Annotated in this window: 11 protein-coding genes; 3 read left to right on the forward strand and 8 right to left on the reverse strand. The window is 71.8% G+C overall.

The window, feature by feature from the left end:
- Positions 1-12: 12 nt before the first annotated feature.
- The 3 genes from ACFTZC_RS15620 to ACFTZC_RS15630 form a co-directional block, all read right to left on the reverse strand.
- Positions 13-1,794 carry an ABC transporter permease gene (locus ACFTZC_RS15620; protein WP_382889841.1) on the reverse strand — a complete coding sequence of 594 codons (1,782 nt, stop codon included), beginning with the start codon at positions 1,792-1,794 and terminating at the stop codon, positions 13-15.
- Positions 1,794-2,819 carry an ABC transporter ATP-binding protein gene (locus ACFTZC_RS15625; RefSeq protein WP_382889843.1) on the reverse strand — a complete coding sequence of 342 codons (1,026 nt, stop codon included), beginning with the start codon at positions 2,817-2,819 and terminating at the stop codon, positions 1,794-1,796. Before ACFTZC_RS15625 ends, ACFTZC_RS15620 begins: the two co-directional genes overlap by 1 nt.
- A gap of 90 nt (positions 2,820-2,909) precedes the next feature.
- Positions 2,910-3,971, reverse strand: coding sequence for an extracellular solute-binding protein (locus ACFTZC_RS15630; protein ID WP_382889846.1), 1,062 nt, complete (start codon positions 3,969-3,971; stop codon positions 2,910-2,912).
- 326 nt (positions 3,972-4,297) lie between these two features.
- Between ACFTZC_RS15630 and ACFTZC_RS15635 the strand changes: the two genes are divergently transcribed.
- Together ACFTZC_RS15635 and ACFTZC_RS15640 are read left to right on the forward strand one after the other, a co-directional pair.
- On the forward strand, positions 4,298-5,860 hold the full coding sequence (locus ACFTZC_RS15635) for an SDR family oxidoreductase (RefSeq protein ID WP_382889848.1): 1,563 nt from the start codon (positions 4,298-4,300) through the stop codon (positions 5,858-5,860).
- 129 nt (positions 5,861-5,989) lie between these two features.
- Positions 5,990-7,375 carry a cryptochrome/photolyase family protein gene (locus ACFTZC_RS15640; RefSeq protein ID WP_382890006.1) on the forward strand — a complete coding sequence of 462 codons (1,386 nt, stop codon included), beginning with the start codon at positions 5,990-5,992 and terminating at the stop codon, positions 7,373-7,375.
- A gap of 45 nt (positions 7,376-7,420) precedes the next feature.
- On the opposite strand, the gene ACFTZC_RS15645 is transcribed toward ACFTZC_RS15640, so the two are convergent.
- From ACFTZC_RS15645 to ACFTZC_RS15655, 3 genes are all read right to left on the reverse strand, one after another.
- Entirely contained in the window at positions 7,421-7,750 is a 330-nt protein-coding gene (locus ACFTZC_RS15645) for a branched-chain amino acid transporter permease (RefSeq protein WP_382889850.1), read from the reverse strand.
- A complete protein-coding gene (locus ACFTZC_RS15650; protein WP_382890009.1) occupies positions 7,743-8,375 on the reverse strand; it encodes an AzlC family ABC transporter permease in 633 nt (210 codons plus the stop codon). Before ACFTZC_RS15650 ends, ACFTZC_RS15645 begins: the two co-directional genes overlap by 8 nt.
- 339 nt (positions 8,376-8,714) lie before the next feature.
- Positions 8,715-9,359 (reverse strand): TetR/AcrR family transcriptional regulator, encoded by a 645-nt coding sequence (locus ACFTZC_RS15655; protein ID WP_382889852.1) that lies wholly within the window; start codon positions 9,357-9,359, stop codon positions 8,715-8,717.
- 158 nt (positions 9,360-9,517) lie between these two features.
- Between ACFTZC_RS15655 and ACFTZC_RS15660 the strand changes: the two genes are divergently transcribed.
- Positions 9,518-10,276, forward strand: coding sequence for an SDR family NAD(P)-dependent oxidoreductase (locus ACFTZC_RS15660; protein ID WP_382889854.1), 759 nt, complete (start codon positions 9,518-9,520; stop codon positions 10,274-10,276).
- Positions 10,277-10,330: 54 nt separating this feature from the next.
- Here the strand turns inward: ACFTZC_RS15660 and ACFTZC_RS15665 are convergent, their stop codons facing one another.
- Both ACFTZC_RS15665 and ACFTZC_RS15670 read right to left on the reverse strand, forming a co-directional pair.
- Positions 10,331-11,371 (reverse strand): MBL fold metallo-hydrolase, encoded by a 1,041-nt coding sequence (locus ACFTZC_RS15665; protein WP_382889856.1) that lies wholly within the window; start codon positions 11,369-11,371, stop codon positions 10,331-10,333.
- A gap of 77 nt (positions 11,372-11,448) precedes the next feature.
- A complete protein-coding gene (locus ACFTZC_RS15670) occupies positions 11,449-13,029 on the reverse strand; it encodes a class I adenylate-forming enzyme family protein (protein ID WP_382889858.1) in 1,581 nt (526 codons plus the stop codon).
- Positions 13,030-13,120: the final 91 nt, after the last annotated feature.

Raw genomic sequence — 13,120 nt, forward strand, 5'->3', positions numbered from 1 at the left:
GGTTTCCTTCCGTCAGGCGATGGGTGTGTCGTGGGGGCCCGGCGTGGCCGGTGTCTTCGGCCGGCGCCGCTCACGGCGCGGGGACCGGCCGGGACCGGCCCCGCCTCGGCGGCCGTACACGAACCAGATGGCCAGGGTGGAGATGACCATGAGCAGCACGGTGTAGACGAAGGTCAGCGCCGTGGCGTCGCTGTTCCCCTGGTTCCGGGTGGCGTTCTGGATCGCGATGCCGAGGGGCTGGTAGAGCGGGTGGGCGAGGAACACCGCCGTGTCGTACTCGTCGAGCAGACTGGTGAAGTTGAGCGCCGTGACGGCGGCCGCCGCCGGGAGCACCAGGGGCAGCAGCACCCGCCGGTACGTGTGGAACGTGCTCGCGCCGAGCACGGTCGCCGCTTCTTCGAGGGAGTCGGGGATGCCCGCGTAGGCCGCCTTGAGCAGGCGCAGGGTGAACGGGATCTTGGCCGTGATGTAGGCGATCGCCAGCAGCGCGACCGTGCCGGAGAGGACGACGCCGCCGGTGAGGGCCTGCGGTACGGAGTACGTGATGACCAGCCCGAGCGCCATGAGCGTGCCGGGCAGCACCCACGGGATGTGCAGCAGGTATTCGACGGTGATCGTCACCGCGTTGACGAACCTGTGCAGGATCCGGGCGACGAACAGCATCGCGACGATGACGACGGCCGCGGTGACCGCCGCGTAACCGACGCTGACCACGAACGGCCAGGAGGCCGTCGCGTCCGTCAGCACCCGCTGGTAGTTGGCGAGCGTGAAGCCGCCCGCGCCCAGCCGGCCGGACGAGATCGTCGCCGCGTCGGTGAACGAGAAGACCACGATGAGCAGCGGCGGGATCAGATAGACGAGGAAGAGCAGGTAGGCGAGCAGGTGGACCACCGCGTTCGCCACGGGATGGTCGATGCGCTGCTTCTGGAGAACGGCGGGAACCTTCGAGACCGAGAAGTATGTCCCTCCCGCCTGGAGGCGGTTGAGGATGCCGAGCAGCAGCAGGGAGGCCGCGCCGAGGATCAGGGCGAGGGTGGCCGCGAGGTCGCGCGACGTGGGGATCCCCGAGAAGGTGAGAATCATGGGAGTGATCGTCTGGAACTCCCTCCCGCCGAGAACCTGCGGCGCCGCGAAGGCTCCGAGCCCGCCGAGGAAGGTCAGGACGGTGACGGCGAACAGCGTGGGCCTGAGTACGGGCAGCACGATCCGCCGGAGGATCCGCCAGGGGGACGCGCCCAACTGGCGTGCGGCCTCGATGGTCTGGTGGTCGATCCGGGCGACGGCGGAGGAGAGGAAGAGCAGATGATGGCCGGTGCCGGTCAGGGTCATCACGACCACGACCGCGAGCATCCCCGAGAACCACGCGGGGTCCGTCCCCGGGAGGAGTGAGGTCAGCAGCCGGGTGACAAATCCGTTCTCGCCGTAGACGAAGGCGTAGCCCGAGACCGCGACCACACCGCCGTAGACCAGTGTCGTGGCGTACCCGAGCCACAGGAAGCGGGCGCCGCGGATGGTGAAGTAGCGGGTGACGAGCACGATGAAGACGCCGACGACGTTCACCGTGACCGACAGGACGGCGGCCAGCAGAAAGCTGTTGCGCAGGGAGTCGAGCGCGCGCTGTGAACTCCAGAGCTTCTCGAAGGCGCGGGTGCTCGGCGAGCCGTGCGGGAAGAAGATCTGCTGCAGTGTGACCGCGTTCGGGTAGACCAGGAACGCGACGACGAACCACAGCAGCGCCACGCCGGCGACCATGACCAGGGGGGACCGGAACATGGTCCGGGCGGAGGCGCTCATCACGCGGCTCCGGGGTACTGCAGGACGGACGCGGGGTCGATGTCGGCCACGACCTCCTGCCCGGTCCGCAGCCGTGGCCCGTCGCCCTCCTTCAGCACGATGCGCAGGCTGTCGTGCTCGGTGCGCAGGCGGTACACGCTGTGCAGTCCGTGGTAGGTGCGCGAGGTGACGGTGGCCCGGACGGGGAGACCGGTCGCCGGCCGGCCGTCCGGCAGGAGGCTGATCTTCTCGATGCGGGCGTAGGAGGGCCTGGCCGGGTCGAGTCCGCGCTCACCGTGTGCGGCCAGCGCGCCCACGAGGTGCGGGCTGAGCTTGTTCACCTCGCCGATGAAGGTGCAGACGAACTCGCTCGCGGAGCGGTCGTAGACCTCCTCGGGCGTCCCCACCTGCTCGATACGCCCCCGGTTGAGCACCGCGATGCGGTCACTCATCGACAGTGCCTCCTCCTGGTCGTGGGTGACGTAGAGGGTGGTGATGCCGAACTGGGTCTGCAACTCCTTGAGCTGGCCGCGCAGTTGCCGGCGGAGCTTCGCGTCGAGGTTCGACAGCGGCTCGTCGAGCAGCAGGACCTTGGGGCGCATGACCAGAGCGCGCGCTATGGCGACACGCTGCTGCTGGCCGCCGGAGAGTTCGGCGACGCCCTTGGCGAGCTGCTCCGGCGAGAGGTCGACCTGTTCCGCGATCTCGCCGACGCGCCGGTCCACCTCCTCGGCGGGACGTTTGCGTACCCGCATGCCGAACGCGATGTTCTCGCGCACGCTCATGCCGGGAAACAGGGCGTAGTTCTGGAAGACCATGCCCACCTCGCGCCTGCCGCTGGGAAGGTGGGTGATCTTCCGGCCGGCGACGGCGATGTCTCCGGCGGTGAGGCCGACGAAGCCGGCGAGGGCGCGGAGCGCGGTGGTCTTGCCGCAGCCGGAAGGTCCCAGCAGGGTGAAGAACTCCCCCTCCTCGACCCGCAGGGAGAAGGAGGGAAGCGCCTCGAAGTCCTGGAACCTCACCGTGACGCCGTCAAAGGTGATCATGTCGTTCCTCGGTTGTGCGGGGGTGGGCGGCGCCGTGGGGCGCTTCGGGCGGATGGTGCGGGCGGGGCGGATGGCCCGGCCGGGAGCAGATCACTTGGCGAGGTACTCAAGTTCGATCTTCTCGATCCACTGGTCGAGGTGGCGGGCCACGAAGGACCAGTCGATGTCCTGCGCGGTGAAGGAGTCCGTCTCCTTGACCGCCTCGGGGCTCGCCTCGGCCAGTGCCGCCCTGTCGGTCGGGGCGGTGAAGAACTTCCGCGACCAGGCGGCCTGGACGTCGGCGCCGCCGAACCAGTCGATGAACTTCTTCGCGGCGGCGGCCTTCTTCGTCCCCTTGACGAGGCCGACCTGCTGGACGACCATCGGGACGCCGTCCTCGGGGTGTACGGCCTCGGTCCGGATCTTGTACTGCTGTTCCCGGGTGGCCTTGCCGGACAGCCACATCTGGCCCGCCCCGACCTTGCCCGCGGCCATCCGCGCGTACAGGTCGGTGCCGGTCACGGCGGGCGTGCCGCTCGCGAAGTACTTCTTCACCGCGTCCCAGCCGGCCCGGCTGACACCGAGTTCGCCCTGGTCGTCGCGGTAGCGGCTGAGGATGCCCGCGAGCACCATCTGGGTCGTACCGCCGCCGAGATCGGCGGGGACCTCGTACTTCTTCCTGAACCGCTCCTCGGTCCACAGGTCCGGCCAATCGGCGGGGGCCTGGTTCCTGTCCGGGTAGGCGGACGTGTCGTAGACGAGCATGACCGGCTCGCGCACGATGGGCCAGAACTGCTTCCCCGTCGCGTCTCCGAGCGAGGCGTCGACCTGGCCGGACCACGAGGGCGTGTAGCCGTCGAGGACCCGTGCCTCCTTCAGCTTCTCGAAGTAGACGTTGTTGAGGCCGAACGTGACGTCCGCCACCGGGTTGTTCTTCTCGGCGACCAGGCGGTTGCGCACATCGGCGCCGCCGAGATCGACGAGCTGGACGTCGAAGCCCGCCTTCTTCGCCTCGGTCTTGAGCCAGTCGCCCCGCCCGTCGGAGACGGAGTTGCTGTAGACGACGAGGCTCTGCGCGCCGCCGGACCCGCCGGAGGACATCGGGGACGAGCATCCGCCGGCGATCAGGGCGGTGGCGAGCGCGGCCACAGCGGCCGTGAGGGTTTTACGCATCGGTTCTCTTCCGTTCCGGCCCTGTCGGCGTAGCGCGGCGGGACCCCTTGTCGTGGTGGCGACCGCGTGTTCGGCTCCTGGTCCCGGGAAGCTTCCGGGCTGGCATGAACGCGCGTTCATTCGGATTGAACGCGCGTTCATCGACGTACGGCGGTCCGAAAGGTGAACCGTGGGCAGCCGGACACCGAAGAGTGGCGTCCGTACCGCCGCGACCGGCAGGAAGGGAACGTCCACGCGGACGGCTCCCGTCCGGTGCGTGTCCGGGAGCGGAATGAGCCCGGTGCGTACACGGTGGGAGTATGCGTGCGAGCCGATACGGAGGCGCCATGGAGACCGGAGAGGCGAGAAAGGCCGGAGAGCCGGAGGACGCGGCGGCCGGGCCCGGGCTGCGCTGTCTGGTGACGGGGGCGACCGGGTACATCGGGGGCCGGCTCGTCCCCGAGCTGCTGGCGGCGGGGCACTCGGTGCGCTGTCTGGCCCGTACTCCGGGGAAGCTGCGGGACCATCCGTGGGCGGGCCAGGTGGAGACGGTCAAGGGGGACGTCACCGACGCGGACTCGGTCGGCGCGGCGATGGAGGGCATCGATGTCGCCTACTACCTGGTCCACGGGCTGGCGGGCGGGCCGGACTTCGAGGAGACCGACCGGGCGGCGGCCCGGATCTTCGGCGAGCGGGCCCGCGCCGCGGGCGTCCGGCGCATCGTCTATCTGGGCGGTCTGACCCCGGACGACGTCCCCGTGGAGCAGCTCTCGCCGCATCTGCGGTCCCGCGCGGAGGTGGGCGGGATCCTCCTCGGCTCGGGCGTGCCGACGGCCGCGCTGCGTGCGGCGGTCATCATCGGTTCGGGCTCGGCCTCCTTCGAGATGCTGCGCTATCTCACCGAGCGGCTCCCGGTGATGGTCACCCCGAGCTGGGTGTCGACCAGGATCCAGCCGATCGCCGTCCGCGACGTGCTGCACTGTCTGGTGGGCAGCGCGCGGATGCCCGGGGACGTGAACCGCACCTTCGACATCGGCGGCCCGGACATCATCACCTACCGCGAGATGATGCAGCGTTACGCGCGGGTCGCCGGGCTCCCGCACCGGCTGATCGTGCCCGTCCCGGTGCTGACGCCCCGGCTGTCGAGTCACTGGATCGGCCTCGTCACCCCCGTTCCGCGGTCGATCGCCCGGCCGCTCGCCGAGTCGCTGCGGTACGAGGTCGTCTGCCGGGAGCACGACATCACGCGGTACGTCCCCGAACTTCCGGGCCGGCCCTTCACCTTCGACCAGGCGCTCACGCTGGCCCTGCGGCGGGTGCGCGAGGCGCGGGTCACCACGCGGTGGTCCTCGGCGTCGGTGCCCGGCGTGCCCAGCGATCCGCTGCCGACCGACCCCGACTGGGCCGGCGGCAGTCTCTACACCGATGTGCGGGAACGGGACGTGGCCGCCTCCCCGGAAGCCCTGTGGCGGGTCGTCGAGGGCATCGGCGGTGAACACGGCTGGTACTCGTTCCCCCTCGCCTGGGCCGTCCGGGGCCGGCTGGACCGGCTGATCGGCGGGGTGGGGCTGCGCCGGGGCCGCCGCGACGCCGAGCGGCTGCGCGTCGGGGACTCGCTGGACTTCTGGCGGGTCGAGGAGATCGAACCCGGGAGGCTGCTGAGGCTCCGTGCCGAGATGCGACTGCCGGGGCTGGCGTGGCTGGAGATGTACGCGCAGGAGCGGGAGGGAGGCGGCTCCCACTACCGTCAGCGGGCCCTGTTCCACCCGCGCGGGCTGCTGGGCCACGCCTACTGGTGGGCGGTCTCCCCGTTCCACGCGGTGGTCTTCGGCGGGATGGCCCGCAACATCGCCCGCGCGGCGGACCAGGAGACGGAATCCGGCCGTGCCGTGTCCGTGACGTCCCGCTGACCGTTGTACCGGCGCGTCCCACGGACCGTTGACGCGTCCCGCCGACCGTCGTACCGGCACGTCGCGCGTGGGCAGAAGGCGAGCAGAAGGAACCCGGGTCCGTCCGGCCCCTGGAACAGGAGCAGCATGATGAGTGTCGCCGTCGTCCTCTTCACGTCCGATCTGCGGCTGCGTGACAACCCGTCGCTGCGCGCGGCCCTCGCGGCGGCCGACGAGGTGGTCCCGCTCTTCGTACGGGACAAGGGTGTCGAGGACGCGGGCTTCGCCGCGCCCAACCGCCGGGCGTTCCTCCACGACTGCCTCCGGGATCTGGACGCGGGTCTCCGGGAGCGCGGCGGCCGGCTGGTGATCAGGTCGGGTGAGGTGGCCGAGGAGGTCTGCCGGGTCGCCGCCGCGACGGGGGCGCGGGACGTGTACCTCGCCGGGGGTGTGACCGGTTACGCGCTGCGTCGCGAGGCGCGGCTGCGCGCGGCCCTGGAGTCCCAGGGGCGCGCGCTCCATGTGCACGACGCCGTGGTGACCGCGGTGGCGCCGGGCGCGGTGACGCCGACGGGTTCGCGGGCGGATCACTTCGCGGTGTTCACCCCGTACTTCCGGCGGTGGTCCGGGGAGCGGATCCGGGACACCCTCGACGCGCCGCGCTCCGTGCCCGTACCGCGGGAGGTGGGATCGGACGCGCTGCCGTCCCGGGCCGATGTCAGCGGTGTCTCGGAAGGGCTCGCCGAGGGCGGCGAGCGGGCGGCGCGGCGGTGCCTCACGGCCTGGCGCCGCACGGGGCTCGCCTCGTACGCGGACCTCCACGACGATCTGGCGGGCGACGCCACGTCGCGCCTCTCGCCCCATCTGCACTTCGGCACCCTCTCCTCCGCCGAGCTGATCCGGCGGGCCAGGACGGCGGGCGGCCCGGGCGCGGAAGCCTTCGTACGGCAGCTCTGCTGGCGGGACTTCCACCATCAGGTCCTGGCGGCCCGCCCGTCGGCCGCCCATGCCGACTACCGCGCCCGGCACGACCGCTGGCGCACCGGGAAGGCGGTGGCCGAGGAGGTCGAGGCGTGGAAGGCGGGACGTACGGGCTATCCGGTGGTCGACGCCGCGATGCGGCAGTTGCGGCACGAGGGCTGGATGCACAACCGGGGCCGGCTGCTCACCGCGAGCTTCCTCGTCAAGACGCTGTACGTGGACTGGCGGGTCGGCGCCCGCCACTTCCTGGACCTGCTGGTGGACGGCGACATCGCGAACAACCAGCTCAACTGGCAGTGGATGGCGGGGACCGGCACGGACAGCCGGCCCAACCGCGTACTGAACCCGGTGACCCAGGGGAAGCGGTACGACCCGGACGGCACTTATGTACGCCGCTGGGTGCCCGAGTTGCGGGACTTCGAGGGCGGCGCGGTCCACGAGCCGTGGAAGCGGCGGGCGCGGGGGCCGGAGCCGGCGCGGTCCGGCTACCCGGAGCCCTTGGTGGAACTGTCGGAGGGACTGGCCAGGTTCAGGCGGGCCCGCGGCCTGGACTGACCGCCTCCACCGGACCTGGGCCGCACCGGCCGGGCGGGGGTCCGGTCAGTGCGCGAAGAGGGTACTGGCCAGGACCACGTGGACGGCCGTACCGCCGACGATGCTCAGCACGGCGTTGCGCCGCCACAGGTGCAGGCCGACCGTGACGGCCAGCGCCGCCGACGGGGCGATGACCCGCGGCTCGGTCAGGGGGAGGTCGCGCAGGCAGTAGACGAGCAGGATCACCATGATGCCGGCCGGCATGCGGGTGCTGAGGTACCGCACGGTGCCACTGGCGCGCAGCGGGGCCAGCGCCGCGAAGGGCAGGGCGCGCAGGGCCCAGGTGACGGCGGCGGAGACGGCGACCGCGGCGATCAGGTACGGGGTGTCAGGCACGGCGGGTCCTCGTACGGGTGAGGAGGTGACGGGTCAGCAGGGCGGCGGTGAACAGGACGCAGGCGGCCGGCATCATCTGCCCGGGCAGGAGCAGCCGGGCGGCGAGCGCGCTGAGCAGGGCCAGGACGGGGGTGGGCAGGTCGTCGCGGCGCTCGCGGATCGCGTCGAGGGCCAGCACGGTGAACAGGGCGGTGAGCGCGAAGTCCAGGCCGGTGACGCTCGTGGGGATGAGCGAGCCGAGCAGCCCGCCGGCGGTGGCACCGGCGGCCCAGTACAGGTGCATGTACGCCTGGAGCCACAGGATGCGGCGGCCCGGCCAGGAGCGGGCCCGCTCGTTGGTGGTGAGCGCGTACGCCTCGTCGGTCAGGGCGAAGGTGCTGTAGGCCTTGGCGAGGCGCCCGTTCACGCGGTGCAGGGGGAAGGACAGCGTGTAGAACACGTGCCGGACGTTGACCAGGAACGCGGTCAGGGCGACCGTCCCGAGCGGTGCGACGGCGGCGGCCAGACCGACGAGCAGGAATTCGAACGAGCCGGCGTAGATGAGAGCCGCGAACGCGCTCGCCCACCACCAGGCCAGGCCGGACTGGGTGATGACGGCCCCGAAGGCGAGACCGAGCGGCACCATGGCCAGGCCCACGGTGGCGGAGTCCCGGAACGCGGCGAGCGCCGGAGGCGTCGGGTCCGGGGCGGGGCCAGGGGCCAGGTCCGGGGCGGGGGCCGGGGCGGGGTCCGCGTGCACGGCGTCGGGCCGGGACGGGTCGCCTACGGCGGGTGGAGATATTCCCATACGGAAATATTATGACAGAGTTTGCCACATATGGTTGCTAATAATGACTCACCAACTCGCCTTTGAGCAATTAAATGCGGGAGATCTCCTTCCTGGTGGCATTTTGTTTCAGCCTCGCCGGTCGGCCTCGCCGGGACGGCCCCGCCGGGCGGGCGCCGGACAAGGGACCGGGCCCCGTCAGACCGCGGGCCGCGCGCCGGCGATCCGCAGCGCGATGTCGCCGTACTGGTAGGCGACGTCGTCGACGGAGAACTCGCCGTCCTCGCGGAACCAGCCGGCCACGCCGATCCCCATGTCGAGGATCGAGTACGAGGCGATCCTGGCGGACCGCACCTCGAAGGCCCCCTCGGCGGCGCCCCGTTCGATCAGCTCACGGAAGCGGCGCTCGTAATCACTGCGCCGGCCGAGCAGCCGTTCCTGGTCCGGCGGTTCCAGGCTGCCGATCTCCCGGTTGCCGACGAACGCCTCCAGGCGGTGCCGGGCGTGGTAGCGGATGTGCGCCTCCACGGCGCGGCGCAGCGCCTCCCGTACGGAGTCGGCACCGGCCACGGCCGCGGTGTGGTCCGCGATCAGCCGCTCCATCGTGCCGGTCATGATCTCGGCCAGCAGCTCGTACTTGGACGCCACGTGCTTGTAGAGGCTCGGGCCGCGCACGCCGACGGCGGCGCCGATCTCGATCATGGTGGTGGCCCGGTACCCCTGGGCGGCGAACAGCCGCAGGGCCGCCTGCCGGATCGCCGTCCGCCGGTCGGCCGGAGGCCCGCCGCCGGACTCCGCGGGCCGGTGCGGACGCTCGTAGGAGCCGTCCTGGATCGCCCTCACACAGACTCCCGGAGCTAAGAGTGGTTAGCCGGTTTTCTCTTCTGGCAGCGCTGATTATAGGCAGAGACCTTGACACCGCGCCCCTTCGGACCTGAGATGGCTAATGGCCAGTAGCCGAGTGTGGCGGACCGAGTGTCCCAGCGTCAGAAGGAGACCCCATGCGCAATCGTCTGTCCGGGCAGGTCGCCCTGGTCACCGGTGCGACCGGCGGCATCGGGGACGCCGTGGTGCGCCGGCTGGCCGCCGAGGGAGCCGCGGTGGTGGTGACCGACGTGGACGCCGGCCGCTGCGAGGAACTGGCGAAGGAGCTGACGTCCGGCGGCGCGAGCGCGCTCGGTCTCGCGCTGGACGTCAGCGACGAGGAGGCGTGGCGCGGCACGGTCGAGCGGGTGGTCGCCGAGCTGGGCGGCCTGACGACGCTCGTCAACAACGCGGGCATCGCGGCGATGCGGACCGTGGAGAGCGAGACCCAGGAGTCCTGGGACAAGGTCATCGCCGTCACGCAGAAAGGCGTCTGGCTCGGCATGAAGCACGGCGGGCCCGCGATCGAGCGGTCCGGCGGCGGCTCGGTCGTCAATGTCGCGTCGATCTTCGGTACGGTCGGCGGCTTCGGCAGTCAGTTCTCGTACCACGCCGCGAAGGGCGCGGTACGGCTGATGACCAAGAACGCCGCGCTGCACTGGGGCACCCGGGGCGTCCGGGTCAACTCGCTCCACCCCGGCTTCATCGAGACGCCCCGCTCGCGCGAGCTGTGGCGGGGCACGCCCCGGCACGCCGCGATGGTCGAGGGCACGCCGCTGGGGCGGCTCGGCACCCCCGACGAGGTCGCGGGGGCCGTGGCGTTCCTCGCCTCGCCGGACGCGAGCTTCGTCACCGGCTCGGAGCTGTACGTGGACGGGGGTTGGACGGCGCGCTGACCCGGGCGGGCGCGGTGTGCCCGGCAGGCGCGGTGCGCCGGGCGCCGTGCCGGGTCACCGTACGCGTGTGTACCGGTCGACCCCGTCGGCGTGTGCCACCGTGGCCCGGCCACGCAGCACGAGGACGTCCAGATGCGCCGCCGTCTCGTTGACCGCGAGCATCTGGTTGAAGGCGCTCAGCTCGGCGAACGGCAGCTGCCGGCGGGTCCAGCCGAGCCGGCGCGCCACCGCGTGGGCGTCGAGGGTGCCGTCGTCGAGCGCCGTCAGGCTCTTGGCCAGCCGGTCGTCGTGGTGGGTGAGCAGTTCGGCGACCCGGACGTGGGTGCTGTCCGAGACCGGCCCGTGGGCGGGCAGCAGCCGGGTGTCCGCGTACCGGGTCATCAGCCGCAGCGAGTCGAGGTAGTCGGCGAGCGGCCGGCCGCCCGGTTCGGCCAGTTCGAACCCGATGGACGGGGTGATGTGCGGCAGGACGTGGTCCCCCGCGAACAGCAGCCCCCGCCGCTCGTCCAGGTAGACCACATGTCCCTTGGTGTGTCCGGGGGTGGGTACGACGCGCAGCTCACGGCCGCCGAGCCGGAGGGTCCCCGTACCGAGCCAGCGGTCCGGGAGTTCCCATACGCTCGGGTCGTAGCCTCCGTGGTCCATCGCCCCCACCAGATCGGCCAGTTCGGCCGCCCCGGCCCGGCGCAGCGTCGCCAAGGAGCCCTCGGGCCGGTCGCTGCGCAGCCGGCCGAGCATCTCCAGGCCCGGCCGTTCGCCCGCGCCCAGGTAGACGCGCGAACCCAGCAGCCGGCGCAGTTCCACCGCCTGGGTGTAGTGGTCGCGGTGGACATGGGTGACGAGGATGTGGCTGATGTCCCCGAGGTCATGGCCGATGGCCGCCATCGCCTGTTCCAGTGCCTTGCGCGCCTCGGGGATCGCCCAGCCGCCGTCGATCATGACGATGCCGCCGTCGTCCCCCGGATCCTCCAGCAGGTAGACGTTGACGGCGTGCAGCCCGTCGTTGGGCAGCGGCAGGGGCACACGGTGCACCCCGGGCTGTACGGTCTGGACGCCGGCCCGGGCCCAGGGCCCCTGGTCGAACCGCTCCGTCATGGTTCTCCTCACTCCGTGACGCCGCGGACCGGGCCGCGCGGGGTACGCGGGGCCCGGTCCGCCGGTGTGGCGTCGGTTCAGGCGGTCTCGGCGGGGCCGTGGGTGTCGGCGGTGTCAGTGGGGGCGGCAGTGTCGGTGGGGGCAGCGATGTCGATGGGGGCGGCGCTCAGCCGCCGGACGAGTGCCCGGGCCCCCGCCCGGTCCAGTTTGCCGACTTTCGTCTGGGGCAACTCCTCTATCCCGTACACGAATTCGGGCCACTTGGTCTTGGAGAGTCCGACGCTGTCGAGGTGTCCGGTCACCTCCGCCAGCGCGATGGAGCCGCCGTCCTCGGTGACGACGAGCAATGCGACGCGTTCGCCGAGCACTTCGTCGGGGACGGGTGTCACGCAGACCCTCGACACACGCGGGTGGGCCGCGACCGCGCGCTCTATCTCGGTGATGTCGATGTTGCGGCCGCCGCGGATGATGACGTCCTTCTCGCGGCCCATGATGCTGATCGTGCCGTCCTCGTGGGGCATCAGCAGATCGCCGGTGGGGAAGTAGCCGTCCGGTGTGAGGGACGGCGGGTCGACCCGGCCGGCGCGGGCGTAGCCGAGGAAGAGCGAGGGGCCGCGCACCTGCGCCCGGCCGGATTCCCCCGGTCGCGCCCGCTCTCCCCCGGCCGTGAGCGCGCGCAGGTCCGTACCGGGGAAGGGGCGGCCGTCCCTGCCGAGCCGGATGTCCTCGGGGTCGTCCGGGCTCGGCGAGGTGTGGCCGAGGCACTCCGACATGCCGAAGACGCGGAGGATCTTCGTACCGAGGGAGCGTTCGGCGCGGGCGAGAGCGCCCCGGTCCATGGGGCCGCCGCCGACCGTGATCGCCCTGACGCCTCCGAGGACCCCCGAACCGGCGGCCTCGGAGCCCATCTGGAGCGCCATGGTCGGTACGCACATGGTCCAGCGGACCTGATGGTCGGCCAGCCGCCGCAACGCTACGGCCCGGTCCCACTTCGCGGTCAGGACGAGCGGACCGCCCAGTTGCAGGGCCAGGTGTACGCCGAAGCAGTACGCCGCCGTCGAGGACAGCGGCACGATCGCGGCCACCGCGTCGCCCCGGGCGAGGCCGTTGATCGCGATGGTGTGCTCGCCCGCGTACCGCAGGGCCTCCTCGGACTGGACGACGCCCTTGGGCCGTCCGGTCGAGCCGGAGGTGAGCCCGATGAGAACGCCGCCCGACCAGCGCCCGACATCACGCGGCCCCGGCGCGGACCGGCAGCTCCAGCCGTCGAGCACGGTCTCGGATCGGCCCGGCAGCAGTTCGGGCACCGCCCATTCGTCCATCGCCGAGGGCTCGGCGACGACCACGTCCGGGCGGATGTCCTCCCAGGCCGCGGCGAACTCGGCGCGGGTGGTGTGCCGGTTGACGACCGCGAGGACGCCCCCGTTCCGGCCCACGGCGAGGGTGGCGGCGACGGTACGCCAGGAGTTGTCTGCCTGCACCATGACCGTGGCGCCCGCCGCGTCCGTCCCGTCCGCCCCACCGGGTGACAGGGCTTCGGCCAGCCGGGCCGCCTCGGCGAGCAGTCCGCGCGCGCCGTGCTCTCCCGCGTCGTCGACCACGGCGACGAAGTCCGCCTGCTCGGCTCTGAGTTGGAACTCCCGCACTACCTGTCGCATCCCGGCTTCCTCGCTACGCTGTGCCGAACTCCGGACTGAATGCTGTGCTGTGCTGTGGTGCGTTGTGCTGTGCTGTGCTGTGCTGTGCTGT

Source organism: Streptomyces sp. NPDC056987 (assembly GCF_042673865.1).
Taxonomy (GTDB): Bacteria; Actinomycetota; Actinomycetes; order Streptomycetales; family Streptomycetaceae; genus Streptomyces.